Genomic DNA, 26,185 nt, shown 5'->3' with positions numbered 1-26,185 from the left:
TTCATAAAAGCCTTTAGTTTAAGTGTCTTTATTCTACTGTTTGTGCTAAAATGCAAAGGTAATCATTTCTTACGATGTGGAGGTTGCCTTTGTGTTTTATTATTTATTGGCTTTGGTTGTAATTGGATTGGATCAGCTGACGAAATGGTTAGTTGTGAAAAAGATGTCAGAAGGGGAAAGCATAGAAATCATTGAAAATCTTTTCTATTTGACTTCTCATCGAAATCAAGGTGCAGCATGGGGAATACTCCAGGGGCAAATGTGGTTTTTTTACATTATTACATTAGTAGTGATAGTAGGCATTGTGTATTATATGCAAGTCCATGCAAAAGGGCAGTCTTTGTTTAGTTTAAGCCTTGCTTTTATGCTTGGTGGAGCAATTGGAAACTTTATCGACCGTGTTTTTCGAAAAGAAGTTGTCGATTTTTTAAATACATATATTTTTTCCTATGATTTCCCGATTTTTAATATTGCCGACGCAGCATTGACGATTGGAGTTGCGCTATTAATTATTTATATGTATCTAGACGAACGAAAAGCAAAGAAGGAGAAAGAGAATGGAAGTAATTCAGCACATCATACAACAGAATGAACAGGGCGAACGAATTGATAAGATTGTCAGCGGATTGAATAAAGAATGGTCACGTTCACAGGTCCAGCAATGGATTAAAGAAGGACATATCAAAGTGGATGATGAAAAGGTCAAACCAAATTTTAAATGCCCGGTGGAATCGACCATTACCGTTACGATTCCCGCGCCCGAAGAATTGGATGTCGAACCAGAGAATCTTCATCTTGATATCACCTATGAAGATTCAGATGTAATCGTGGTAAACAAGCCAAAAGGAATGGTTGTACACCCGGCACCAGGTCATTATTCAGGAACCATGGTGAATGGTCTCATGTACCATTGTAAGGACCTTTCAGGAATCAATGGTGTATTAAGACCTGGGATCGTGCATCGAATCGATAAAGATACATCAGGTTTACTGATGGTGGCGAAAAATGATCTTGCACATGAACACCTTGTCAATCAGCTTGTCGAAAAGACTGTCACAAGAAAATATACCGCTGTCGTCCATGGACTGATCCCTCATGAATACGGGACGATTGATGCCCCGATAGGACGTGATCCCAAAGACCGTCAAAGTATGACTGTCGTGGACAATGGGAAGAATGCAGTCACCCATTTTAAAGTACTTGAGCGATTTAAGGACTTTACTTTAGTACAGTGTGAATTGGAAACAGGCAGAACTCATCAAATACGTGTCCATATGAAGTATATCGGATATCCTCTCGCAGGTGATCCTAAATACGGCCCGCGTAAAACGTTGGATATTGATGGACAGGCGCTTCATGCCGGAGTATTGGGTTTCAACCACCCAAGGACAAATGAATATATGGAATTCGAGGCCGAGCTGCCAAACGAATTCAAAGAGCTGTTAACAAAATTGAAAAACAAATGATTGACAAAACATCGACCAACCTGTACCATTAGGTTAATTGAATAACACCTTTAATACGGTCCCGTGAGGCTGAGAAGGAGCATGTACGACAATACTTTGGCGTGCAATGATTATATACGATAAGTGTGCCCTCTCATCCAACGGTGAGAGGGATTTTTTATTGGATCAGCGTTTACAATCAAGATTAAACCGGGAAGCTGAGTATAGAGCAGTTACATGATAACCGATTATAAAATGATAAGAGAGTGAAAAGAGGTGCAGTAATGACAAAGAAAGCTACGGTGTTAGATCAGCCTGCCATCAGAAGGGCATTGACACGGATTGCCCACGAAATCATCGAACGAAATAAAGGTATTGAAAATTGTGTTCTCGTCGGCATCAAAACCAGGGGAATCCACATTGCCAACCGCTTGGCTGAACGCATTCACGATATCGAGGGAGAAGAGATCCCTGTAGGTGAAATTGACATCACACTGTACAGAGATGATCTCAGCAAAAAAACAGCAGATAATGAACCGGAAGTGAAGGGATCGGATCTGCCGGTGGATATCACCAATAAAAAAGTCATTCTTGTCGATGACGTATTATTTACGGGAAGAACAGTAAGAGCAGGGCTCGATGCTCTTATGGACAGAGGGCGTCCGAGTCAGATTCAATTAGCGGTCCTTGTAGACAGAGGTCACAGGGAACTCCCGATCAGAGCAGATTTTGTAGGAAAGAATATTCCAACTTCAAGTTCAGAAAAAATTATGGTCTCGCTCTCTGAAGTAGACGGAGAGGAACAAGTAACGATACACGAAAATGAATAAAGCATAATCCTTTTAAAATTGGTCCAGAGAGGCTGACAAAGGATGGGAATGAAGTGCACCACGGACTTCTTATACCCTCTTTGTACCCTCTTACAGTACAAAGAGGGTTTTTTTATGGGAAAAACAGAATCAAGGGAGGAACAAGTAATGAATGAAAATCAAAAAGCAGTACTTGATGTAGAAGAAAGACCGAATCCAGGAAAATGGCTCACATTAAGCATACAGCATCTATTCGCGATGTTCGGAGCAACAGTACTGGTTCCTTTCCTGGTAGGGTTGAGTCCCGGGGTTGCACTGATTTCAAGTGGATTGGGAACTTTAGCGTACCTGCTCATCACAAAAGGGAGAATCCCCGCGTACCTAGGCTCATCGTTTGCATTCATCGCACCGATTCTTGCAGCTAAAAGCTTCGGCGGACCGGAAGCAGCCATGATGGGAAGCTTCATGGCTGGGATTGTCTACGGGATCGTCGCACTGCTTATTTCAAAGCTGGGGTTAAAATGGCTGGTTCGCATCCTGCCTCCAATCGTGGTCGGACCGGTTATCATGGTGATCGGTCTGGGACTGGCAGGTACGGCAGTCAACATGGCAATGTATGAAAATCCAGGGGCAGAGAACCTGGTTTATAGCAACACTCATTTCATGGTGGCACTGGCTACACTGGCCATCACCATCATATTCTCGATTTACTTCAAGGGGTTCCTTGGGATGGTACCGATTCTTGCAGGTATCGTCGGCGGCTATATCATTGCGGTACTCGCAGGACTGGTTGACTTTCAAAAAGTGATCGATGCTCCGGTTTTTCAAATGCCGGACTTCTTCATACCTTTTGTAAACTATACACCAAGCTTTTCATGGGAAATCGTATCAATCATGGTGCCGGTAGCCCTGGTAACGTTGGCAGAACATACTGGAGACCAGATGGTATTAAGCAAGGTTGTCGGCCGGAACTTCGTTGAAAAACCAGGCCTTCATCGTTCGATTCTCGGAGACGGAGTAGCAACAGTGATTGCCTCCTTGATTGGAGGGCCTCCGAATACAACTTATGGTGAAAACATTGGAGTCTTAGCCATAACACGCGTTTTCAGTGTATTCGTCATAGCCGGCGCAGCGGTGCTTGCCATCACATTCGGATTCATCGGAAAGATCACTGCATTGATCAGCTCGATTCCGTCAGCGGTAATGGGCGGTGTCTCGATCCTCTTGTTTGGAATCATCGCTTCAAGCGGACTTCGAATGCTGATCGATAACAAAGTGGATCTCGGAAACAAGCGGAATCTGGTGATCTCTTCAGTAATCCTGGTAATCGGGGTTGGCGGCGCATTCGTGAAAGTGAGTGATGAGGTTTCATTATCAGGCATGGCGCTAGCAGCGATTGTGGGAGTAGTGCTGAACCTGGTCTTACCTGGAAGAAAAGAAGCTGAAGGAAATCATAATCTCTTTGAAGAAGAACACTCTTCAAAAAATGAAGTTGCATAGAAACACCTTTTAAGTTAGTCCAGAGAGTCTACAAGGGTGAATTGAACGGGACAAGGGAGATCTATACTCTCAAAGTCTTAAGAAGCATGTTCAAAACCACCCTGTCGCATCAATGGCAAGGTGGTTTTTTTAGGAGGGGTTCATCGTGAAGAACTTATTGACAATGAATGAATTAACGAAAGAAGAAATCATCGACATCCTTGACCAGGCTGAACGGTTCAAGGAAGGGGAGGCCTGGGACAAAGGGTCAAATAAATATGTGGCGAACCTTTTCTTTGAAGCAAGTACGCGTACCAAGTGCAGTTTTGAAATGGCAGAAAGGAAGCTGGGACTAGAGATCATCCCATTCGAGGCACATACTTCGAGTGTCCAAAAAGGGGAAACACTTTACGACACAGTACGGACCTTGGAAGCGATAGGGGTTGAAACGGTTGTCATCCGACATACACTCGAGCGATACTTTGATGAACTGGCAGGCTTGAAGATAAGGGTGATCAACGGTGGCGACGGCTGCGGGAATCATCCGACTCAATGCTTATTGGATCTTATGACCATACGTCAGGAATTTGGGGGATTTGAAAATCTTCAAGTGGCGATCATCGGGGATATTGCACATAGCCGGGTAGCGCGTTCAAATGCCGAGGCTCTGAGGAAATTGGGAGCTGAAGTCGTTTTCTCAGGTCCCCGTGAATGGTTCCCGCCTGAATATCAGAATCAGTATATGACGGTTGATGAAAGTGTGGCGACATCGGACGCAGTTATGCTTTTAAGAATCCAGCATGAACGCCATAGAAGCACTTCGAATCTTACAAGAGAACAATATCACGAAAGCTTCGGGCTGACGGTAAGCAGAAAAGAAAGAATGAAAGATAACGGAATCATCCTTCATCCTGCCCCAGTAAATCGTGGGATTGAAATTGCCGATTCATTGGTGGAATGCGATAAATCAAGAATTTTTAAGCAGATGGAAAACGGTGTATTTGTAAGAATGGCTGTATTGAAAAGGGCACTGGATAACAACTAATTGGGGGAATGTAAGATGAATTGGTTCATTCGAAATGCAAATATCTTAAAAGAAAACGGTGAACTTGAGAAAATCGATATTAAGCTTCAAGGGAATAAAATCACCGCAATGGGTCAAAATCTCGACAACAGCGGTCATCAAGAATTCCAAGCTGAAGGATTGTTGATCTCTCCTGGGTTTGTCGACCTGCATGTTCATTTGAGGGAACCAGGCGGAGAACATAAAGAAACGATAGAAACGGGTACGAAAGCAGCGGCAAGAGGGGGCTTCACAACAATTGCAGCAATGCCGAATACGCGACCTGTACCAGATTCAGAAGAAACACTGCAATTCTTAAATGAGAGGATTGCAGAAACAGCCAGCATCCGGGTCTTACCTTACGCAGCGATTACAGAACGGCAGACAGGTAAGAGTCTGAATGACTTAGCTTCCTTAAAAAGAAATGGGGCATTTGCATTTACGGATGACGGAGTTGGGGTTCAATCTGCAGGAATGATGCTCCAAGCAATGAAAAAGGCGGCAAGCACCGGTGCATCGATTGTTGCTCACTGTGAAGAGAATACATTAATCAACAAGGGAGCGGTACACGAAGGGAAGTTTTCAAGAAAACACGATATCGCTGGAATTCCATCTGTATGTGAAGCCGTACATATTGCACGGGATGTGTTACTGGCTGAAGCAGCAGGCGTTCACTACCATGTGTGTCATATTTCGACGAAAGAGTCAGTAAGGGTGGTTAGGGACGCAAAGAAGGCAGGAATCAACGTCACTGCGGAAGTAACACCGCATCACCTTCTTCTATGTGAAGATGATATCCCGGGTCTTGATCCGAACTTTAAGATGAATCCTCCGCTTAGAGGCAAAGAGGACCAAGAGGCTTTAATCGAAGGATTATTGGATGGAACGATTGATTTCATCGCTACAGATCATGCTCCGCATACAGAATCTGAGAAGTCAGAAGGGATGCAGCTTGCACCATTTGGGATCGTAGGACTCGAAACAGCATTCCCGCTGCTCTATACAAACTTTGTCGAAAAAGGAATTTTCACACTGAAGCAGTTGATTGAATGGATGACGATTAAACCGAGCTCGGCATTCAATCTTCCATTTGGACGTCTTGAAGTGGGAGGGGATGCAGATTTCACCCTAATCGATTTATCAAAACAGGAAGCCATTGATACAGACGAATTTTTATCTAAAGGTAAGAACACTCCATTCAAAGGCTGGGAATGTAAAGGCTGGCCGGCAGCCACTTTTTATCAAGGATCCCTTGTATGGGGAAAAGGAGGAAATGAAGAATGAAAAGACAACTCATATTAGACGATGGGACAGTATTCATTGGAGAAGGTTTTGGAGCAAATGAAGATTCTATTGGAGAAGTTGTATTCAACACAAGCATGACAGGCTATCAGGAAATTCTTTCGGATCCATCCTATTGCGGACAGCTGGTTACATTAACGTATCCTTTAGTAGGCAACTACGGCATCAATCGGGACGACTTTGAATCGATCACTCCTGCCATCAAGGCATTCATCGTAAGGGAAGTAGCTGACTTTCCGTCGAACTGGAGAAATGAATCAACGTTGGATGAGTTATTAAAAGTGAAGGGCATTCCTGGTATAGCTGGTATCGATACCAGAAAATTAACAAGGATCATCAGACAGCATGGAGCAATGAAAGGAATCGTTTGTTCTGCTGAATTAGATAAAGAAGAAGTGCTTGAAAAGCTGCACGCAACCTCATTAAGACACGATCAAGTAAAACAAGTTTCGACAAAAACGGCTTATGCCAGTCCCGGAAGAGGATTCAGAGTGGTCCTGATGGATTTTGGGATGAAACACGGCATATTAAGAGAGCTGAATAAACGGAATTGCGACGTCATCGTCGTTCCTTACGATACATCAGCAGAAGAGATTCGCAGGCTGCAGCCGGATGGAATCATGCTGTCGAATGGACCTGGAGATCCGAAGGACGTGCCTCAAGCAATTGAAACGGTCAGGGCACTGATTGGCGAAATCCCGCTATTCGGAATCTGCCTGGGCCATCAGCTGTTCGCACTGGCTTCTGGAGGGGATTCTTTCAAGATGAAGTTCGGCCATCGCGGAGGCAATCATCCGGTGAAAGACTTGAAAACCGGTAAAGTAGCGTTGACTTCGCAAAACCACGGTTATGCTGTGGAAGAAAAATCGCTGGCAGGAACAAGACTTGAAGTCACTCATATTGCCATCAATGACGGCACGGTGGAAGGTTTGAAACACCTTGACTACCCTGCATTCACTGTTCAATATCACCCGGAAGCATCACCAGGACCGGAGGATTCAAATTACTTATTCGATGATTTCATGAACTTAATGGAAGATGAGAAAAGAAAGGAGCTTCAACATGCCTAAACGTACAGACATTAAAAGCATTTTAGTAATTGGAAGCGGACCGATCATCATAGGACAGGCGGCGGAATTCGACTATGCAGGGACTCAGGCCTGTATCGCCCTTAGAGAAGAAGGTTACCGTGTCATATTGGTCAATTCCAACCCGGCAACAATCATGACAGACGCTGAAATGGCTGACAAAGTCTATATAGAGCCCCTCACACTCGAATTTGTGAGCAGGATCATACGTAAGGAACGCCCGGATGCAATCCTTCCGACACTCGGGGGACAGACTGGCTTGAATCTGGCTGTTGAGCTTTCAAAATCTGGGGTATTAGACGAATGCGGAGTTGAAATACTCGGAACAAAACTATCTGCCATTGAAAAAGCGGAAGATCGTGATCTATTCAGGAATCTGATGAATGAGCTCCATGAGCCGGTACCGGAGAGCGAGATCATCCGCAGTGTGGAAGAAGCGTTTCATTTTGTCGATGGAGTCGGCTTCCCGGTCATCGTTAGACCTGCTTACACACTTGGAGGCACTGGTGGAGGTATCTGCCACAACGAAGAAGAATTGATTGAAATCGTAAGCTCCGGATTGAAATACAGCCCTGTGACACAATGCCTTCTTGAGAAGAGTATCGCAGGATATAAAGAAATAGAGTACGAGGTTATGAGAGATGGGGCCGATAACGCAATCGTAGTGTGTAACATGGAAAACATCGATCCTGTGGGAATCCATACAGGGGATTCAATCGTGGTGGCTCCGAGTCAGACCTTAAGTGACAGGGAATATCAAATGCTCAGAAACACCAGCTTGAAAATCATCCGTGCACTTGGGATAGAGGGAGGATGTAACGTTCAGCTCGCATTGGATCCCGACAGCTTCCAGTATTACATCATCGAAGTGAACCCTAGGGTGAGCCGTTCATCCGCTCTTGCTTCAAAAGCAACCGGTTATCCGATTGCCAAGCTTGCCGCGAAGATCGCTGTAGGACTGACACTGGATGAAATGATGAACCCTGTTACCGGTAAAACGTACGCAGCCTTTGAACCGGCCCTTGATTATGTGGTAACGAAGATTCCGCGCTGGCCGTTTGACAAGTTTGAAGCAGCCAAACGAAATCTCGGTACCCAAATGAAAGCAACAGGCGAAGTGATGGCGATCGGAAGAACATTCGAAGAATCGCTGTTGAAGGCGGTCCGCTCCCTCGAGAGCAATACGTATCACATCGAGTTAAGCGGTGCTGACCAGATGACGGATCAGTGGATTGAGAAAAGGATCCGCAAAGCTGGTGATGAACGTCTTTTCTATGTAGGCGAAGCACTCAGAAGAGGAGTGAAGATAGAAACGATTCATGAATGGAGCAAGATCGACCTCTTCTTCTTATATAAAATGAATAGAATTGTAGAGTTTGAAAGAGAATTAAGGGACCATCCGTTTAACGTGAAACTTGCTGAAAAAGCAAAACGTATGGGCTTCTCTGACATCACTGTCGCAAAGCTTTGGGGCGCTGCTGAAAATGAAGTTTATCAGTGGAGAAAAGAAAATAGCCTTTTCCCGGTGTATAAGATGGTCGATACCTGTGCAGCCGAGTTCGAATCAGAAACACCTTATTTCTATGGAACTTATGAGGAAGAAAACGAATCTAAAGTCACAGATAGTGAAAGTGTCATCGTTCTGGGATCAGGGCCGATCCGAATCGGTCAGGGAGTGGAATTTGATTACGCGACAGTCCATTCAGTTTGGGCGATAAAAGAAGCAGGATATGAAGCGATCATCGTAAATAATAATCCTGAAACGGTATCAACGGATTTCAGTATTTCAGATAAGTTATACTTCGAGCCTCTTACGGTGGAAGATGTGATGCACATTATTGATTTAGAAAAGCCTAAAGGGGTTGTGGTCCAATTTGGAGGGCAGACGGCGATTAACCTGGCAGAGGAATTGGTAAAAAGGGGAGTCACGATTCTTGGGACTTCACTTGAGGATCTCGACCGTGCCGAGAATCGCGACAAATTCGAACAGACACTCAACGAATTAGGGATTCCGCAGCCAGAAGGAAAAACAGCCGTATCTGTAGAAGGAGCGCTTGAAATAGCAGAATCCATCGGGTATCCGGTATTGGTAAGACCTTCTTACGTACTTGGCGGGAGAGCGATGGAAATAGTGTACAGAAAAGAAGAGCTCCTCCACTATATGGAAAATGCGGTAAAAGTAAATCCCCAGCACCCGGTACTGATCGACAGATATTTGATCGGGAAAGAGATTGAAGTCGATGCGATTTCAGACGGAGTCGATGTCGTTGTCCCGGGAATCATGGAACATATTGAAAGGGCAGGCGTCCATTCGGGGGATTCCATTGCAGTGTACCCACCGCAGCAGCTGACACAGGAACAAAAGGAAACATTAGTGGACTACACAACCCGCCTGGCAAAAGGATTGAATATTGTCGGCCTGCTTAACATTCAATATGTCATCTCCAAAGGTGAAATTTTTGTCCTGGAAGTGAATCCGCGATCGAGCCGGACGGTGCCATTCATCAGTAAGATCACGAATGTTCCGATGGCCAATATGGCAACAAAAGCGATACTCGGAGTTTCCTTGAAGGAGCAGGGTTACGAATCAGGCTTAATACCTGAAAAGCAAGGAGTATATGTGAAAGTCCCGGTATTCTCTTTTGCAAAGCTGAGAAGAGTCGATATCACGCTGGGCCCTGAAATGAAATCCACAGGGGAAGTCATGGGGAAAGACTTAACTTTGGAGAAAGCTCTGTACAAAGGAATGGTCGCAGCGGGAATGGAAATGAAGGAGTACGGATCCGTCCTGATGACAGTGGCAGATAAAGACAAGGAAGAAGCGGTGTTATTAGCTAAACGCTTCGTCAATATAGGTTATGGGATCTTGGCTACAAAAGGGACAGCTGAGTATTTAACGAAGGAAGGCATCGCTGTTAAGGAAGTAGATAAAATCGGTTCTGATGGTCCCACACTGCTTGATATCATTCAAAGCGGAGAGACGCAGCTTGTCATCAACACGCTTACGAAAGGGAAACAGCCAGCCCGTGATGGTTTCAGGATCCGACGTGAATCAGTGGAAAATGGAGTTCCTTGCCTAACTTCATTGGATACAGCAGAGGCCATTTTACGAGTAATCGAATCAATGACCTTCTCGGCGGATGCACTGCCAGCACAGCAGGGGAAAAGAGAGGCGGTCCATCAATGATCGTAAACGACCAGATGACAGTGGTTTCCCATGAACAGATTGCAAAAAACATATTCGAAATGGTCCTGAACGGGGATTTAGTGAATGAAATCACGGCCCCGGGACAATTTGTCCATGTGAAAGTCGGTACCGGAATCGACCCTTTGCTAAGGCGGCCGATCTCCATCGCAGCCCACAATCGAGAAGAACAAACGATGACGTTGATTTACCGCGCGGAAGGCAAGGGGACGAAGCTTCTTTCCCTTGTCGATATCGGAGGAACAGTCGACGTATTAGGCCCTCTTGGAAATGGATTCTCAGTCGCGGAGGGTAAAAACAAGACTGCATTACTGGTAGGAGGGGGAATCGGTGTTCCTCCCCTCTACGGTCTGTCCAAAAGTCTGGTCTCAAGGGGCTGGGAAGTGAAACATATTCTAGGTTTTCAAGATCAGTCTGTCAGCTTTTATGCAGAACGCTTTCAGGAACTAGGTGAAACATTTGTCGCTACAGTGGATGGATCCTTGGGTACGAAAGGATTTGTCACAGATGTCATCCAAAGTGAAGCACCAGCTTTTGATGAGTATTTTTCTTGCGGACCGACACAGATGCTTAAAGCATTAGAATCCAAATTAGAAATGAAATCTGGTTCCATATCCTTAGAGGAGAGAATGGGCTGCGGAATCGGCGCATGTTTTGCATGCGTCTGTCACAAACAAGATGATCCGGATGGCCACAGCTATGTAAAGGTATGCAGTGATGGACCGGTATTTCCTGCAGGGGTGGTGCAATTATGAGAAGACTGAAGGTTGAATTACCAGGATTATCGCTGAAGAATCCCATCATGCCCGCGTCTGGCTGTTTCGGATTTGGGCGCGAGTACAGTCAATTCTATGATTTAAGCGAACTTGGTGCGATCATGATAAAGGCAACAACTGAAGAGCCGCGCTTCGGGAACCCGACTCCGCGTGTAGCAGAGACTAATGCAGGGATGTTAAATGCAATCGGGCTTCAGAACCCGGGTCTCAATGGGGTCATGGAAAATGAACTGCCGTGGCTTTCCAGGTTCGATGTACCGATCATCGCAAATGTTGCCGGATCACAAATGGAAGATTATGTGGAAGTGGCAAAAGAAATTTCTACCGCTCCCAATGTAAAAGCACTTGAGCTGAATATCTCTTGTCCGAATGTTAAAACGGGCGGAATTGCATTCGGGACCATTCCTGATGTGGCACAGGAATTAACGAAAAGAGTCAAAGAAGTGTCTGAGGTTCCGCTTTATGTAAAGCTTTCCCCAAATGTGTCCAATATTGTTGAAATGGCGAAGGCAGTTGAGGCAGGCGGAGCTGACGGCTTGACGATGATCAATACTCTTCTCGGAATGAGACTGGATATCAAAACAGCCAAGCCGGTATTGGCCAACAAAACAGGAGGGTTATCCGGACCGGCGATCAAACCTGTTGCCATCAGGATGATCTATGAAGTAAGCCAGGCTGTTGACCTCCCGATTATAGGAATGGGCGGCATTCAAACAGCTGAAGACGTCATTGAATATTTTTACGCAGGAGCGAGTGCTGTTGCAGTTGGTACTGCAAACTTCGTCGATCCTTTTGTGTGTCAGCGGATCATTAACGAACTTCCTGGATTGCTCGATGAACTTGGAGTTGATCATATTTCCAATCTTACTGGAAGGAGCTGGGGAAAGAATGAATCAAAAACCATTTATAGCTCTTGATTTTCCGACGTGGCAAGATACTTCTTCATTTCTGGAATTGTTCAATGAGAGTTTGAATGTAAAAGTTGGTATGGAATTGTATCTTCAAAATGGCCCGATCATCATCGAAAAGATACTGGAGAAAAATCACCGTATATTCCTTGATTTGAAACTTCATGATATCCCCAACACAGTTTACGGGGCAATGAAAGGTCTTGCTCAATATGATCTCGAACTGCTCAATGTCCATGCTGCAGGGGGGAGTGACATGATGGAAAAAGCTTTGGAAGGCCTTCAGGCTGGCAGTTCATCAAATCAGAATCGTGCAAAACTGATCGCAGTGACCCAATTAACATCCACATCAGAAAAGCAGATGAGGGAGGAACAACTGATTACTAGCTCAATCAATGATTCAGTCTTGCATTATGCCAGTCTCGCAAAACAGGCAGGGCTGGATGGAGTGGTATGTTCACCTCATGAGGCACATCTGATCAGGGAAACTTGCGGGGAGGGGTTTTTAAGGGTCACCCCGGGAATCAGACTGCATGACGATGATAAAGGAGATCAGCAAAGAATTACTACCCCTGAAAGAGCAAAAGAATTGGGGTCATCGCTAATAGTTGTCGGAAGAAGCATCACGAAAGCAGATGATCCACAACTCGCATATCAGCAAGTTGTAAGAGAATGGGAGGGCTTTTAAATGAAACAAGAAACTGCCAAAAAACTATTAGACATTGAAGCTGTCTTTTTAAATCCTGCAGAACCTTTTACATGGTCATCCGGGATAAAGTCGCCGATATATTGTGATAACCGTTTAACGATGTCCTACCCTTCGGTGAGAAATGACATCTCAAGCGGCCTTTCAGAGATGATAAAAGAGCACTTTCCCCAAGCAGAAGTGATAGCAGGTACAGCAACAGCAGGGATTCCGCATGCAGCCTGGGTAAGTGAGAAATTAAACCTCCCAATGTGTTATGTCAGATCCAAAGCTAAAGCACATGGAAAGGGAAATCAAATAGAAGGAAAAGTCGCTGCAGGACAAAAAGTAGTGGTGGTTGAGGACCTGATTTCAACTGGGGGCAGCTGCATCACTGCAGTAGAAGCATTAAGAGAAGCTGGGTGTGAGGTATTGGGAGTTGCTGCCATCTTCACATACGAACTTGGAAAAGGCAAAGAGATGCTTGAAGAACATAAAATAAATGTTCATGCCTTATCGGATTACTCCAGTTTACTTCAAGTGGCACTTCAACGTTCAATCATCAGGGAAGAAGATTTGGAAGAATTGAATAAATGGAGAGAAAATCCCGAAGCATGGGGTAATTAGAATAAAGAAGCTCGACATCATATATTGAAGTCAGCCACTTTATCCAAGCGGCGATTCTTCAAACGGCAACGTGAAACAAAAAAGCGCTTTTACCGGGGGATGTGGTAAAAGCGCTTTTTGCATCATTCTTTAAGTGAACGAACCAAGTCAAGGTTTGGTGTGACATATACTGTTTGCTGACCTTCATAAATGACAAAGCCGGGCTTTGCCCCTTTTGGCTTCTTAACCTGTTTGACGGCGGTGAAATCGACTGGAACGGAACCAGACTCCCTTGCTTTGCTGAAATAGGCAGCGATATTTGCCGCTTCCTTGATTGTTTGCTCGGAAGGTTCATGACTTTTGATGACAACATGAGAACCTGGTATATCTTTTGTATGGAGCCAGATGTCATCCTTGCCGGCGACTTTATTCGTTAAATAGTCATTTTGTTTATTATTTTTACCTACTAAGATTTGTGTGCCGTCGCTTGAAATATATTTTTCCAGTACAGGCTTCACATTTGCTTTTTTCTTTTTCGATTGTTTCCGGGCTCTAAGATAGCCTTCTTCTTCTAGTTCTTCACGGATTTCTTCAACATCCTTGGTTGATGCTGATTCCAGCTGTTGCATTAACCGCTCCAGATAAATGATCTCCTCTTCTGCAATTTTGATTTGCTCGTTAACAATTTCAATCGCATTCTTGGCTTTTTGATAGCGGGAGAAATAAAGCTGAGCATTTTCAGAAGGTGATTTCTGTGGATTAAGCGGGATGGTGATGCTGCCGCCATCCTCGTCATAGTAATTCACTACGCTGACTTCAGTCATTCCTCTTTCCACAGCATAAAGGTTTGAAGTAAGGAGTTCTCCTAATAGCTGATAGCGGTCAGCCTGCTCGGCATCCTTTAATGTTTGTTTCAATTTTTCAATTTTATTTACGTTTTTATCCCGTTCATTCCGGATAAACCGCTCCAGATCATTTCCTTGTTGCTTCACACGGTCCCTGGCCGCTTTTTGATGGAAGAAACGATCAAGTAATCCACTTAACGAAGAAAAGGAGAGCTGTTCCCCTTCCACGTGTTCAAGGGCCGTCCAGTAGAATACCTCTTTCTCCCCGATTATGAGCGTTGGGGACACTTGATTTTCTTTCGATTTAACAATTAAATCAAGGAAGGACTGAGCGATTGCATCCTGTTTACCCAGACCGGCATGGTGGATGACTTCTTTGGCAAACAACGGAGAGATCCCTGCGAATGACTGCACGATTTGTTTATCCAGCTTCCCTGCATTGAAGTCAAGTGCCCTCAGCACATCTTCAGTCGTTGCTTCCAGGGGATTTCCCTTGTCCTGCTTCGGCGGCATGATATACTCATGCCCCGGTAATAAGGTACGGTGAGTATTCATGCTAGGAGAGATATGTTTTATGCTGTCAAGGATCATGTTTCTTTCTTTATCGACCAAAATGATATTACTGTGTCTTCCCATCACTTCAATGATCAACTGCTTATAAGAAACATCACCTATTTCATTTCTTCCTTTAACTTCAAATACAATCATCCGGTCCAGCTCCGATTGTCTGATATCTTCAATGATGTATCCTTCCAAATGCTTGCGAAGAAGCATACAGAACATAGGTGGGACTGCCGGGTTCTCGTAATCTTCTTTAGTAAGCTGAACTCTTGAATAACTCGGGTGAGCTGATAAAAGGAGCTTATGATTCTTACCGTTCGCACGTACGATCATGATGATTTCATTTTTATAAGGCTGATGAATCTTATTGATCCTTCCATTCACAACCTCATCCTTCAATTCCAACGTCATAGCTCTAGTAAACAATCCATCAAATGACATAACCAACATCCTCTTCAAAATAACGTATTTTATATTTTCTATTAAGTATCTTATTAATTTTCTTGATTTACAGCTGTTTAATATCGAACTTCAAGAAAAAACACTGTCCGTTTCTTTCCGCTGCAGGCACAAGATTCCCCGGGGAGGAAGTCGAGCCTCCTCGACGTTCCGCCTGTGGGTTAGAAAAGTGTAGGCGGTTCGCACAGCCCCGACAAGCATAAGATGAATGGACCGGGAAGGCGTTCTTTGCCTTCTTGGTCCGTTTAGCTTATGAGCTCGAGGGGCTAACCGCCGGAGCTGGACAAGTCTCGACTTTTCCTCTAATTCCCGTCGGAGTCAAGTGCCTTCCGCTCCAATCCACTCTGTATTTTTCAATAGAGGAAACCAACCGTTTCTCTTAAGAAGAGCAACCTGAAAAAATAATTATCATTAATATTTTTTAAAACATTTGCCTCTAATCCTGCATTACTAACAAGTTTTGCACTAAGTTAAGCTCATTCTTAATATCTTACCGTCTCCAGCTGTTAATTGGAGTGAAAGACGAAGACTCCTGCGGGAAAAGCGCGTTAGGTGAGACCCCGCAGGAGCTTTAGCGACGAGGAGGCTCACCAACCGCCCGCGGAAAGCGAAGTCTTGCACGGAAATTAACAGCGGTGATCGACACAGACACTTTCTTTTTACAAGTAGTGGTGACTAATTCAGCCAAGCCTAAAATTCATATCTAAATCATATCATTTTTTAGGACGAGTCTGAATAAGAATGCTAAGAGAAGAACAACTTTTCGTTATTGTAGGAGGAGAGTGAATTGGTTGAATGAAATATCATGAGATGAGACAGGAAGATATAGAAAAGTCACTAAATACCGATTATAACAATGGTCTGTCAGCAGAAGATGTATCCAAGAGAAGGAAACAATTCGGTTATAACCAGCTTGAAGAAGCAGAGAAACAATCAAATTTATTATTGTTCTTCAGCCAATTTAAAGACTTCATGGTGCTTGTTCTGCTCGCAGCCACCCTCATATCGGGACTGCTGGGTGAATATATTGATGCGGTTGCCATCATTGCAATCGTACTAATAAATGGATTCCTCGGGTTCTTCCAGGAAAGGAAAGCCGAAAAATCGCTTCAGGCGCTCAAAGAGCTGTCAGCTCCTCAAGTGACAGTTCTGAGAGACGGAAGCTGGGTGAAAATCCTTTCCAAGGAAGTGATTGTAGGGGATATCATCCGCTTTGGAAGTGGTGACCGCATAGGAGCGGATGTCCGCTTGATAGATGCCAATAATTTAGAAATTGAAGAGTCAGCGTTGACCGGAGAATCCGTACCTGTATCGAAGTCCACCTCTCCTGTGACGGGAGATCATATCAGTCTTGGAGATTTAGAAAATATGGCCTTTATGGGGACGATGATCACGAGAGGGAACGGTGTGGGGGTTGTAACGGCAATTGGAATGAAGACGGCGATGGGGCAGATTGCTGACATGCTTCAAAAAGCGGAATCAATGATCACCCCTTTACAAAAAAGGTTGGAAGAATTAGGGAAAATACTTATAACAGTTGCGTTGATTCTCACAGCATTGGTTGTGGGAGTAGGTGTGATCCAAGGTCATGATATCTATACCATGTTTCTGGCGGGTGTGTCGCTGGCGGTGGCAGCCATTCCAGAAGGGCTGCCTGCCATAGTGACTGTCGCTCTTTCACTCGGCGTACAGAGAATGATCAAAAAGAGGGCGATTGTAAGAAAGCTCCCAGCTGTTGAAACGTTGGGGTGCGCCTCAGTCATCTGTTCAGATAAAACCGGCACTCTCACTCAGAATAAGATGACCGTAACCCATCTTTGGAGCGGAGGCAGGAACTGGTCTGTGACGGGTACCGGGTATGAACCTGATGGGCAATTTTACAGTGGAGAGGAAAGGGTTTCACCTCACAATCAAAAAGCCCTCAATCAATTACTGACGTTTGGTATGCTCTGCAACCATGCAGAGCTTGTCACGAGGGATGACAGTTTCACGGTAAATGGTGATCCAACAGAGGGAGCTCTTCTGGTAGCAGGGATAAAAGCTGGATTAAATCGGGATGCTTTGTTACAAAAGTTTAAAATCGTCAAAGAGTTTCCATTCGATTCGACCCGGAAAATGATGAGCGTCATCGTAATCGATCAAAACGGCAAACAATTTTCGGTAACGAAGGGTGCACCGGATGTGCTTGCAGCGAATAGTGAGTCCATACTGTGGGATGACAAACTGCAATTCAAAACTAGTGAATTATCCCAAAGGGTAGATACTGCGATCAGTGAAATGTCTTCCAACGCACTGCGCAATATCGCAATCGGTTACAAGCCTTTAAATGGAATAAAGGCCGAATCTATGAGTGAGAAAGATGTGGAAGAAGGGATCACATTCATCGGACTTCAAGGAATGATCGATCCGCCAAGGCCAGAAGTAAAACAAGCTGTCAGGGAGTGTAAGTCTGCGGGCATCAAAACGGTCATGATCACAGGGGATCATCTCCTGACCGCAAAAGCAATCGCTGCTCAATTAGGAATCCTGAAAAGAAATGACAAAGTGCTGGATGGAAAAGCGTTGAATGAGATGGACGTCGAAGAACTTCAGGAAGTGGTTGAAGATGTCTCTGTATTTGCACGCGTTACCCCGGAGCATAAATTGAAGATTGTCAAGGCATTACAAAACAGGGGTCATGTAGTCGCGATGACAGGTGATGGGGTGAATGATGCCCCTGCAATCAAGTCAGCGGATATCGGAGTGGCTATGGGGATAACAGGTACCGATGTTGCCAAGGAATCTTCTTCCCTGGTCCTTCTCGATGATAATTTTGCTACGATTAAATCTGCCATTCAGGAAGGCCGCAATATATATGAAAACATCCGTAAATTCATCAGATATCTGCTTGCATCTAATGTAGGGGAGATCCTGGTCATGTTATTTGCGATGCTGCTAGCATTACCTCTTCCGCTTGTTCCCATTCAAATCCTTTGGGTCAATCTGGTGACAGATGGGCTTCCTGCCATGGCACTCGGACTTGATAAGCCTGAAGATGATGTGATGAAGAGAAAGCCGAGGAATATGAATGAAGGTGTGTTTTCCAGAGGGTTGGGTTGGAAAGTCGTTTCAAGGGGATTCTTGATTGGACTCGTCACTTTGCTGGCGTTCATCCTTGCTTACAAAGCGCACCCTGATCATCTTGCTTATGCTCAAACTGTGGCCTTTGCTACATTAGTAATGGCTCAATTGATCCATGTTTTCGACTGCCGGAGTGAAGTGTCGGTTTTCTCAAGGAATCCATTTGGAAATATGTATTTGGTTTGGGCCGTCATATCATCGCTAGTCCTGATGCTACTGGTCATTTACATCCCGACCCTTCAGCCCATCTTCCATACGGTTCCGATAGAGTTAAAGGATTGGATGCTGATCATCGGTCTCAGTTCTGTGCCTACCTTTTTACTGGCGGGGTCATTTTTTGCAAGAAAAAAATAGTTAATTGTGGTATAATCCAAAAGGTAATAGAGTTTCGTCCTCTATTACCTTTTTTCATATATTCCGACTGTTCATCTTAGGGGATTTTCAAATGATTCCCACCCTCTATGATAGCCGGGGGATTTTATACATAAACGAACAACATTACATACACTAATACACATACAGATTGGAAGTGATCGTAATGGTTGTCAGCATGACAGGCTTTGGAAGAAGTAAGCTGGATTCTGAACTACATACAATAACAGTCGAAATGAAATCGGTGAATCATCGATACCATGAATGTTATATCAGACTGCCGCGGCAGTTGATGAAGCTTGAAGAAAAAATCAAAAAGCAGGTCTCAGAATTCATTAAAAGAGGAAAAGTGGATATTTTCATTACTATTACTGGAGATGGACTCGTTCATAGAAACCTGCATATTGACTGGAAGCTCATTCGAGATTATTATCAGTTAGTACATGAAGTAAAGAATAGTTTCTCATTGAAGGGTGACGTTGAGTTAAATCAATTATTATCAAGAGAAGAGTTCATCACGATTGAAGAAATGGAAGAAGAAAACGAAGAGCTTGAACAATTGGTACTGGATGCCGTGATCATGGCTGCCAGGGATTTGAAGGAAATGAGGATGCAGGAAGGGAAGGCACTTGAGGAGGATTTCCATGCCCATCTGAGTCATTTCGAACAAAAAGTTTCCGAGTTAACCAGTTTTGCACCGAACGTTGTCATTGAATACAGGGAAAGACTTAAAAAGAAAATGTTGGAATATAGCGAAGGCTCAATCGATGAAAACCGTTTGTTGAATGAAGTGGCCATCATGGCCGATAAATCGGATATAACCGAAGAATTGACCCGCTTGAAGAGCCATATCCAATATTTTCACTCCACATTGAGTTTGAGTGAGCCCGTTGGCCGAAAGCTTGATTTTTTGATTCAGGAGATGAACAGGGAAGTAAATACCATTGGTTCGAAAGCGAATGATTCAAACATCACGGCTTCCGTGGTAGAGTTGAAATCTACGCTGGAAAAGCTTAGGGAACAAGTACAAAATGTTGAATAAGAAGTTTAGTTTATTCAGAATACGGAGAAACTAAGCTATTGATTAGGAGGAGCGTCATGTCTATTAAGCTCATCAATATAGGATTTGGAAATATTGTATCAGCCAACCGGATCATCTCGATTGTCAGTCCTGAATCTGCGCCGATCAAGCGTCTGATTCAAGATGCAAGAGACCGGGGTACTTTAGTGGATGCTACATACGGAAGAAGAACACGGGCAGTCATCATTACCGATAGTGATCATGTGATATTATCGGCTGTTCAACCAGAAACCGTTGCTCACCGCTTAACTGATAAAGAGGATTTGCAAGAAGAAGGGCAGGGTAAATAAATGAATGAAAAAGGATTGCTGATCGTACTTTCCGGCCCATCTGGAGTAGGAAAAGGAACAGTGCGTAAAGCGATTTTTTCCCAAGAAGATACGAAATTTGAATACTCCATTTCAATGACAACCCGTAAGCCGCGGGAGGGAGAAGTAGATGGAGTTGACTATTTCTTTAAATCAAGAGAAGAATTCGAAGCACTGATCGAACAGGGGAAACTGCTCGAATATGCTGAATTTGTAGGAAACTATTACGGCACTCCAGTCGACTATGTCCGTGAGACGATCAACAACGGCAAAGATGTCTTCTTGGAAATTGAAGTGCAGGGCGCACAGCAGGTACGTGATAAGTTCCCGGAAGGATTATTTATTTTCCTGGCACCTCCAAGCCTTTCAGAACTTCAAAACCGTCTTGTAACAAGAGGGACTGAAACAAATGAAGTCATTCAAGGAAGATTGAACACTGCCAGAAAAGAAATTGAAATGATGAATCTTTACGATTATATTGTGGAGAATGACAAGATTGAAAATGCTGTAGAAAAAATCAACTCGATCGTGCAGGCCGAGCATTGCAAAAGAGAACGAGTTCAACAACGATATATTAAAATGCTGGAGGTTGAATAGATGTTATACCCATCCATTGACTCATTGATGAAAAAGATTGATTCTAAATATTCCTTAGTAAGTGTCGCGGCAAAGCGTGCAAGAAATCTGCAGGATACCGGAGATTTCCGCCTGGATAAGTATTCTTCACAAAAATTTGTAGGGAAAGCGCTTGAAGAAATACATGCAGGTCAATTATCCATGAAAGAAAGAGACGAAAAAGCTGTTTACTCAGATGAGTAAAAAAAGCATTTCAACTTTATGAAAAAACAGAGGGTTGACCCAGGAGATTTATCTTAATCTTTTTGGGACAGCCCTATTTTCTTTTTAAGTGAAAATCCTTCATAATATAAGGAAGTATAAAGGTACTGGGGGAAGATCGATGAATCAGGGGAAAAAAATCCTATTATGTGTAACGGGCGGAATTGCGGTTTATAAAGCTGCAGCCTTAACAAGTAAGCTTGTGCAAAGCGGAGCGGAAGTAAAGGTCATCATGACAGAATCCGCCCGGAAATTTGTAGCACCTCTTACGTTTCAGGCCCTATCCAGACAAGATGTCTATTGGGATACGTTTGATGAAAAAGATTCTTCTAAAATAGCACATATTGACTTGGCCGATTGGCCGGATCTCATTCTGGTTGCGCCGGCCACTGCCAACATAATCGGAAAGCTTGCGAATGGTATTGCGGATGACATGATTTCGACCACACTGCTGGCAACCAATGCACCTGTATGGGTGGCCCCGGCTATGAATGTACATATGTATGATCATCCTGCAGTGCAGAGAAATATTCAGACATTGTTTGAAGACGGCTGCCGTTTCATTGAACCGAGCGAAGGATACTTGGCTTGTGGTTATGTTGGGAAAGGCAGGCTGGAAGAGCCTGAAAAGATCGTTGAAATCATACACGGGCACTTTACCCAGTCAAAGAGCGAAAAATCTCTATTAAAAGGGAAACGAATTGTCATTACAGCAGGTCCAACAAGAGAAATGGTAGATCCCGTCCGCTTCTTCTCGAACCGTTCCACCGGAAAAATGGGATATGCATTAGCAAAGGCCGCTTTGCACCTGGGGGCCGATGTGACACTGATTTCTGGTCCGACCAGTTTATCACCGCCTGCAGGTGCTCACCTAGTTGAGGTGAATTCAGCAGAAGAAATGTATGAGGCTGTTCACTCCGTGTTCCAACAAGCGGATATTGTCGTGAAAAGTGCTGCAGTCGCAGACTATCGTCCAAGAGAAATACTGGATGAAAAATTAAAGAAAAAAGACGGTAACCTGGTACTTGAATTTGAACGGACCAGGGATATCCTCAAGAGCCTGGGTGAACAGAAAGATGGGCAATTTTTAATCGGATTTGCAGCAGAAACAACAAATGTCGAGGAATACGCCAAAGCAAAGCTTCATAAAAAAAATGCCGATATGATTGTAGCGAACAACGTGAAGGAAACGGGTTCAGGATTTGGTACAGATACAAACAAAGTATCCATTATCACAGTAGATTCTGTACGTCATTTGCCGCTGCTTACGAAAGAGGAAGCTGCAAAGGAAATTTTTAAAGAAGCAATAGAGCAAATGAGGGGTAAGCATGAAGAACGTAGCTAGTGTCATTGTCGATGTTCCCGCAATGCAGACAGACCGGACGTACGATTATCTTGTTCCTGATGATTGGCTGGGCAGAATTTCACCTGGTATGAGAGTGGTCGTGCCTTTTGGTCCGCGGAAAATTCAGGGATTTGTGATTGAGCTCAAAGAAAAAGGAGAAGTTTCAAAGCTGAAGGCTATTTCAGAACCCATGGATTTAGTTCCGGTGCTGAACGAAGAACTATTATCTTTGGGGAACTGGCTGACTGACAAAACCTTATGTTTTAAGATATCAGCATTCCAGGCGATGCTCCCAGCAGCTATGAAAGCCAAATATGAAAAGTTTTTTCGTCTGGAAGAATCGATCCAAATCGAAGAAATTCCCGAGCCATTAAGCCGGTTATTTAAAAAAGGCAGTGAGATTTCCTGGAAGTCGGTAGAGGAAGCCGGCTATCTACCCCTTATTCAGAAGCAGGTCAAAAAAGGGATGGTCGACGTCATTTATAAAGTCAAAGCCAAAGCGAAGAAAAAGACGGTTAAGAAAATCTTCCCGAATTTCCCGGAAGATCAGCTTCAAGAGCTGCTCGAAGGCCTACCGCCTCAAGCGAACAAACAAAAGGAAATCATGGAATATATTGGACGTACTGCAAAACCGGGAGGCGGGATGCTTCTCAATGAACTCATTGAAGAAGCTGGAACGACTGCTTCTTCAATCAAGGCATTGGTTAAAAAAGGATTGCTGATTGAAAAAGATGAAGAGGTATACCGTGATCCTTTTGAAAACAGGGCGTTTGAAAAGACTTCGCCATTACATTTGACCGAGCAGCAGGCTGAAGCCATCGAGCCCATTATGGAAAAAATCGATCAATCCCTTCATCAGACGTTCCTCTTATATGGAGTGACAGGCAGCGGAAAAACTGAAATTTATCTACAATCGATCCAGCGGGTATTGGACGAAGGAAAAGAAGCGATTGTACTGGTTCCTGAAATTTCCCTCACCCCGCAAATGGTCCATCGCTTCAAAGGAAGGTTTGGAGATGACGTTGCTGTGCTGCACAGCGGATTGTCGGTAGGGGAAAAGTATGACGAATGGAGAAAGATCCAGCGGAAAGAAGTAAAAGTGGTAGTGGGCGCAAGATCAGCTATTTTTGCCCCATTTGAAAACCTCGGGATCATCATCATCGATGAGGAACACGAGACGAGCTATAAACAAGAAGAAAATCCCCGCTATCATGCAAGGGATGTGGCTGTTCACAGAGCGGAAAACCACCAGTGCCCCGTCATCCTTGGGAGCGCGACTCCTTCATTGGAGTCATTCGCCCGTGCTTCAAAAGGGGTCTATCAACTATTGACATTGAATAGACGGATGAATGATGGAGACCTTCCAAAAGTATCGATCGTGGATATGAGAGAAGAATTAAGGAGCGGGAACCGTTCGATGTTCTCCAAAGAACTCTTTGACAAGCTTCAAACCCGATTGGAAAAAGGTGAACAGACAGTCCTATTCCTAAACAGAAGAGGTCACTCTTCATTTATCATGTGCCGGGATTGCGGTTTCGTCGTGCAATGTCCGAATTGTGATATTTCGCTGACATACCACCGTTTTTCTAATGGAATGAAGTGCCATTACTGCGGTTATGAAGAGAGTGTGCCCAATACTTGTCCTGAATGTACCAGTGAGCATATCCGTTATTTCGGGACCGGAACCCAAAAAGTGGAAGAGGAGCTTAATAAACTTTTACCCGGTGCAAGAATCATCCGGATGGACGTGGATACAACCAGCAGGAAGGGCTCGCATGAAAAGCTGCTGACTTCATTCGGTGAAGGAAAAGCGGATATCCTTCTTGGCACTCAGATGATCGCTAAAGGCCTCGATTTCCCAAATATCACACTGGTCGGTGTATTAAGTGCCGATACCATGCTGCATTTACCAGATTTTCGAGCTGCCGAGAAGACTTTTCAGCTATTGACCCAGGTAAGCGGACGGGCTGGCAGGCACACACTGCCTGGGGAAGTGGTCATTCAAACCTATACCCCGGAACATTATTCGATTGAATTAGCGTCCGAGCATGATTATGACCGCTTTTATATGCAGGAGATGATGATGAGGAAAATGGGTGCGTATCCCCCATTTTATTTCATAACATTGATCACTCTGAGTCATGAAGACCTGATGAAAGTCGTCGGCATCGCTGAGAAACTGGCAGGTTTTGTACGTTCACGCCTGTCGGAATCAACTGTTATTCTCGGACCGGCTGCTTCTCCTATTCCCCGGATAAAAAATAGATATCGTTACCAATGTTTGATAAAATACAAGCGGGAACCGAATCTGGCACCAACACTTAAAACAGTGCTGGATCAATTTCAACAACAATATGCATCTGGGGGGTTATCCATCTCGATTGATGTGAATCCTTATATGATGATGTAAAGCTATATAGAAAGTCGAGGATATAAATGGCGATTCTTCCAATTGTAATGCATCCTGATCCGATCTTGGAAAAAGAATGTGAACAGGTAACTGCATTTGATAAGAAATTAAAAAAACTATTGAGCAATATGTATGACACGATGATTGAAGCAGACGGCGTGGGTTTGGCAGCGCCTCAAGTAGGTGTTGACCTGCAGGTGGCCATTGTCGATATCGGGGATGAGAGCGGTACAATTGAACTGATCAATCCTGAAATTATAGATAGGGATGGAACCCAGACAGATCTTGAAGGCTGCCTAAGTTTTCCGGGATTATATGGAGAGGTCACGAGGCCGTTCTCTATTAAAGTGCGTACGTATAACAGAAAAGGGAAAATCCTGGAATTTCAAGCCAAGGATTTTTTGGCACGTGCCATACAGCATGAAATAGATCATTTACATGGAATTCTTTTCACAACGAAAATAGAGAAATATGTTACAGAAGAAGAATTAGAAGGGTATGAGGTTGAATGACAAAAATCGTTTTTATGGGAACACCAGATTTTTCAGTACCGGTTTTACAGGCTTTACTGAATGCTGAATATGAAGTTATTGCGGTGGTTACACAGCCGGACCGGCCTGTAGGGAGAAAGCGTGTAATGACACCGCCTCCTGTTAAAGCGGAGGCAATGAAGTACGGAATCCCGGTGTATCAGCCTGAGAAAATCAGAAATCAACAAGATTTGGATGAAATACTGGCCTTGAATCCAGACCTTATCGTCACTGCAGCCTTCGGTCAGATCCTTCCGAACGAATTGCTGGAAGCACCAGAACACGGATGTATTAATGTTCATGCATCCCTGCTTCCTGAACTTAGAGGCGGAGCCCCGATACACTATTCTATTATTCAAGGCAAGGAAAAAACCGGTGTAACCATCATGTATATGGTGGAAAAACTGGATGCAGGTGATATGATCAGCCAGGTTGAAGTTGAGATCGAAGAAAAAGACCATGTGGGAACACTTCACGACAAACTGAGTGCTGCGGGTTCCAAGCTGTTGATAGACACATTGCCTGACTTATTATCCGGAAAGCTTACCCCGAAAAAACAAGACGACTCAAAAGCGACTTTCGCCAGAAATATCAAGAGAGAACAAGAAAAGATCGATTGGACGAAAACGGGCGAAGACATTTATAACCATATCAGGGGGATGCACCCTTGGCCTGTTGCCTATACCACAGTGGGTGGAACGGTAATGAAGGTTTGGTGGGGAGAAAAAGTAAGCAGTCATTCTTCAAATCCGGGGGAAATCATCGAGGTGAAAAAGGACGGATTTGTCGTATCCACCGGAAACGAGACAGCAATAAAGATAACAGATCTGCAGCCTTCAGGTAAGAAAAGGATGAGTGCAGTGGATTACCTTCGTGGAGCAGGCTCGCATTTAGAAGAAGGAATGAAGTTAGGAGAATAATATGAGTAAACATAAGAAAAGCGTGAGGGAA

General features: G+C 44.1%; 22 protein-coding genes and 1 pseudogene. 22 read left to right on the top strand and 1 reads right to left on the bottom strand.

Going from position 1 to position 26,185, the window contains the following annotated elements:
* Window positions 1–91 precede the first annotated feature (91 nt).
* The 12 genes from lspA to pyrE all read left to right on the top strand — a co-directional run bounded on the left by lspA (window position 92) and on the right by pyrE (window position 13,387).
* Window positions 92–592, top strand: a complete 501-nt coding sequence (gene lspA / locus ACXAFV_RS18250; RefSeq protein WP_475128558.1) for a signal peptidase II — start codon at window positions 92–94, stop codon at window positions 590–592.
* Window positions 558–1,466: an RluA family pseudouridine synthase gene (locus ACXAFV_RS18245; RefSeq protein WP_475128556.1), complete on the top strand. Its 909-nt coding sequence runs from the start codon at window positions 558–560 to the stop codon at window positions 1,464–1,466. The genes lspA and ACXAFV_RS18245 overlap by 35 nt, the downstream gene beginning before the upstream one ends.
* Before the next feature lie 263 nt (window positions 1,467–1,729).
* Window positions 1,730–2,275: a bifunctional pyr operon transcriptional regulator/uracil phosphoribosyltransferase PyrR gene (gene pyrR, locus ACXAFV_RS18240; RefSeq protein ID WP_446246263.1), complete on the top strand. Its 546-nt coding sequence runs from the start codon at window positions 1,730–1,732 to the stop codon at window positions 2,273–2,275.
* 114 nt (window positions 2,276–2,389) lie between these two features.
* A complete protein-coding gene (locus ACXAFV_RS18235; protein WP_475128554.1) occupies window positions 2,390–3,754 on the top strand; it encodes a uracil-xanthine permease family protein in 1,365 nt (454 codons plus the stop codon).
* Between the two features lie 145 nt (window positions 3,755–3,899).
* A complete protein-coding gene (locus ACXAFV_RS18230; RefSeq protein WP_475128552.1) occupies window positions 3,900–4,778 on the top strand; it encodes an aspartate carbamoyltransferase catalytic subunit in 879 nt (292 codons plus the stop codon).
* A 15-nt stretch (window positions 4,779–4,793) separates the two neighbouring features.
* Entirely contained in the window at window positions 4,794–6,080 is a 1,287-nt protein-coding gene (locus ACXAFV_RS18225) for a dihydroorotase (protein WP_475128550.1), read from the top strand.
* On the top strand, window positions 6,077–7,168 hold the full coding sequence (locus ACXAFV_RS18220; RefSeq protein ID WP_475128549.1) for a carbamoyl phosphate synthase small subunit: 1,092 nt from the start codon (window positions 6,077–6,079) through the stop codon (window positions 7,166–7,168). Before ACXAFV_RS18225 ends, ACXAFV_RS18220 begins: the two co-directional genes overlap by 4 nt.
* On the top strand, window positions 7,161–10,373 hold the full coding sequence (gene carB / locus ACXAFV_RS18215) for a carbamoyl-phosphate synthase large subunit (protein ID WP_475128547.1): 3,213 nt from the start codon (window positions 7,161–7,163) through the stop codon (window positions 10,371–10,373). Before ACXAFV_RS18220 ends, carB begins: the two co-directional genes overlap by 8 nt.
* Window positions 10,370–11,146, top strand: coding sequence for a dihydroorotate dehydrogenase electron transfer subunit (locus ACXAFV_RS18210; RefSeq protein ID WP_475128546.1), 777 nt, complete (start codon window positions 10,370–10,372; stop codon window positions 11,144–11,146). The genes carB and ACXAFV_RS18210 overlap by 4 nt, the downstream gene beginning before the upstream one ends.
* Entirely contained in the window at window positions 11,143–12,084 is a 942-nt protein-coding gene (locus ACXAFV_RS18205; RefSeq protein WP_475128544.1) for a dihydroorotate dehydrogenase, read from the top strand. Before ACXAFV_RS18210 ends, ACXAFV_RS18205 begins: the two co-directional genes overlap by 4 nt.
* On the top strand, window positions 12,056–12,763 hold the full coding sequence (gene pyrF / locus ACXAFV_RS18200; protein ID WP_475128543.1) for an orotidine-5'-phosphate decarboxylase: 708 nt from the start codon (window positions 12,056–12,058) through the stop codon (window positions 12,761–12,763). Before ACXAFV_RS18205 ends, pyrF begins: the two co-directional genes overlap by 29 nt.
* Complete coding sequence (pyrE, locus tag ACXAFV_RS18195) at window positions 12,764–13,387, top strand: orotate phosphoribosyltransferase (RefSeq protein WP_475128542.1); 624 nt, start codon at window positions 12,764–12,766, stop codon at window positions 13,385–13,387. It abuts the gene before it with no gap.
* Between the two features lie 122 nt (window positions 13,388–13,509).
* Here pyrE and ACXAFV_RS18190 read toward each other — a convergent pair whose 3' ends face one another.
* Window positions 13,510–15,213 carry an Rqc2 family fibronectin-binding protein gene (locus tag ACXAFV_RS18190; RefSeq protein ID WP_475128540.1) on the bottom strand — a complete coding sequence of 568 codons (1,704 nt, stop codon included), beginning with the start codon at window positions 15,211–15,213 and terminating at the stop codon, window positions 13,510–13,512.
* 521 nt (window positions 15,214–15,734) lie between these two features.
* Here ACXAFV_RS18190 and ACXAFV_RS18185 point away from each other — a divergent pair.
* The 10 genes and pseudogenes from ACXAFV_RS18185 to fmt all read left to right on the top strand — a co-directional run bounded on the left by ACXAFV_RS18185 (window position 15,735) and on the right by fmt (window position 26,154).
* A pseudogene (locus ACXAFV_RS18185) lies at window positions 15,735–15,938 on the top strand (hypothetical protein).
* An 88-nt stretch (window positions 15,939–16,026) separates the two neighbouring features.
* The gene (locus ACXAFV_RS18180; protein WP_475128539.1) at window positions 16,027–18,705 is read left to right on the top strand and encodes a cation-translocating P-type ATPase; all 2,679 of its coding nucleotides are present in this window, start codon (window positions 16,027–16,029) and stop codon (window positions 18,703–18,705) included.
* 184 nt (window positions 18,706–18,889) lie between these two features.
* Entirely contained in the window at window positions 18,890–19,765 is an 876-nt protein-coding gene (locus ACXAFV_RS18175) for a YicC/YloC family endoribonuclease (RefSeq protein ID WP_475128538.1), read from the top strand.
* 56 nt (window positions 19,766–19,821) lie between these two features.
* Window positions 19,822–20,094 carry an extracellular matrix/biofilm regulator RemA gene (remA, locus tag ACXAFV_RS18170; protein ID WP_172248446.1) on the top strand — a complete coding sequence of 91 codons (273 nt, stop codon included), beginning with the start codon at window positions 19,822–19,824 and terminating at the stop codon, window positions 20,092–20,094.
* On the top strand, window positions 20,095–20,709 hold the full coding sequence (gene gmk, locus ACXAFV_RS18165; RefSeq protein WP_475128536.1) for a guanylate kinase: 615 nt from the start codon (window positions 20,095–20,097) through the stop codon (window positions 20,707–20,709). It abuts the gene before it with no gap.
* Window positions 20,710–20,931, top strand: a complete 222-nt coding sequence (gene rpoZ, locus ACXAFV_RS18160) for a DNA-directed RNA polymerase subunit omega (protein ID WP_071617929.1) — start codon at window positions 20,710–20,712, stop codon at window positions 20,929–20,931.
* A 139-nt stretch (window positions 20,932–21,070) separates the two neighbouring features.
* Complete coding sequence (gene coaBC, locus ACXAFV_RS18155) at window positions 21,071–22,294, top strand: bifunctional phosphopantothenoylcysteine decarboxylase/phosphopantothenate--cysteine ligase CoaBC (RefSeq protein ID WP_475128535.1); 1,224 nt, start codon at window positions 21,071–21,073, stop codon at window positions 22,292–22,294.
* Entirely contained in the window at window positions 22,278–24,704 is a 2,427-nt protein-coding gene (gene priA, locus ACXAFV_RS18150; RefSeq protein ID WP_475128533.1) for a primosomal protein N', read from the top strand. Before coaBC ends, priA begins: the two co-directional genes overlap by 17 nt.
* Window positions 24,705–24,730: 26 nt before the next feature.
* The gene (def, locus tag ACXAFV_RS18145) at window positions 24,731–25,216 is read left to right on the top strand and encodes a peptide deformylase (protein ID WP_475128532.1); all 486 of its coding nucleotides are present in this window, start codon (window positions 24,731–24,733) and stop codon (window positions 25,214–25,216) included.
* Complete coding sequence (gene fmt, locus ACXAFV_RS18140; RefSeq protein WP_475128531.1) at window positions 25,213–26,154, top strand: methionyl-tRNA formyltransferase; 942 nt, start codon at window positions 25,213–25,215, stop codon at window positions 26,152–26,154. Before def ends, fmt begins: the two co-directional genes overlap by 4 nt.
* Window positions 26,155–26,185 lie beyond the last annotated feature (31 nt).

Source organism: Rossellomorea sp. ABR4_012, assembly GCF_056159545.1.
Note: the sequence above shows the minus strand (reverse complement) of the source record. Positions and strands in the feature narration are given on the sequence as shown.

Excerpts from the sequence above, each read along its gene's own strand:
- ACXAFV_RS18245 (WP_475128556.1), top strand. The coding sequence starts at position 558 with ATGGAAGTAATTCAGCACATCATACAACAGAATGAACAGGGCGAACGA.
- pyrR (WP_446246263.1), top strand. The coding sequence starts at position 1,730 with ATGACAAAGAAAGCTACGGTGTTAGATCAGCCTGCCATCAGAAGGGCA.
- ACXAFV_RS18235 (WP_475128554.1), top strand. The coding sequence starts at position 2,390 with ATGGGAAAAACAGAATCAAGGGAGGAACAAGTAATGAATGAAAATCAA.
- ACXAFV_RS18225 (WP_475128550.1), top strand. The coding sequence starts at position 4,794 with ATGAATTGGTTCATTCGAAATGCAAATATCTTAAAAGAAAACGGTGAA.
- ACXAFV_RS18220 (WP_475128549.1), top strand. The coding sequence starts at position 6,077 with ATGAAAAGACAACTCATATTAGACGATGGGACAGTATTCATTGGAGAA.
- carB (WP_475128547.1), top strand. The coding sequence starts at position 7,161 with ATGCCTAAACGTACAGACATTAAAAGCATTTTAGTAATTGGAAGCGGA.
- ACXAFV_RS18210 (WP_475128546.1), top strand. The coding sequence starts at position 10,370 with ATGATCGTAAACGACCAGATGACAGTGGTTTCCCATGAACAGATTGCA.
- ACXAFV_RS18205 (WP_475128544.1), top strand. The coding sequence starts at position 11,143 with ATGAGAAGACTGAAGGTTGAATTACCAGGATTATCGCTGAAGAATCCC.
- pyrF (WP_475128543.1), top strand. The coding sequence starts at position 12,056 with ATGAATCAAAAACCATTTATAGCTCTTGATTTTCCGACGTGGCAAGAT.
- pyrE (WP_475128542.1), top strand. The coding sequence starts at position 12,764 with ATGAAACAAGAAACTGCCAAAAAACTATTAGACATTGAAGCTGTCTTT.
- ACXAFV_RS18190 (WP_475128540.1), bottom strand. The coding sequence starts at position 15,213 with ATGTCATTTGATGGATTGTTTACTAGAGCTATGACGTTGGAATTGAAG.
- ACXAFV_RS18180 (WP_475128539.1), top strand. The coding sequence starts at position 16,027 with ATGAAATATCATGAGATGAGACAGGAAGATATAGAAAAGTCACTAAAT.
- ACXAFV_RS18175 (WP_475128538.1), top strand. The coding sequence starts at position 18,890 with ATGGTTGTCAGCATGACAGGCTTTGGAAGAAGTAAGCTGGATTCTGAA.
- remA (WP_172248446.1), top strand. The coding sequence starts at position 19,822 with ATGTCTATTAAGCTCATCAATATAGGATTTGGAAATATTGTATCAGCC.
- gmk (WP_475128536.1), top strand. The coding sequence starts at position 20,095 with ATGAATGAAAAAGGATTGCTGATCGTACTTTCCGGCCCATCTGGAGTA.
- rpoZ (WP_071617929.1), top strand. The coding sequence starts at position 20,710 with ATGTTATACCCATCCATTGACTCATTGATGAAAAAGATTGATTCTAAA.
- coaBC (WP_475128535.1), top strand. The coding sequence starts at position 21,071 with ATGAATCAGGGGAAAAAAATCCTATTATGTGTAACGGGCGGAATTGCG.
- priA (WP_475128533.1), top strand. The coding sequence starts at position 22,278 with ATGAAGAACGTAGCTAGTGTCATTGTCGATGTTCCCGCAATGCAGACA.
- def (WP_475128532.1), top strand. The coding sequence starts at position 24,731 with ATGGCGATTCTTCCAATTGTAATGCATCCTGATCCGATCTTGGAAAAA.
- fmt (WP_475128531.1), top strand. The coding sequence starts at position 25,213 with ATGACAAAAATCGTTTTTATGGGAACACCAGATTTTTCAGTACCGGTT.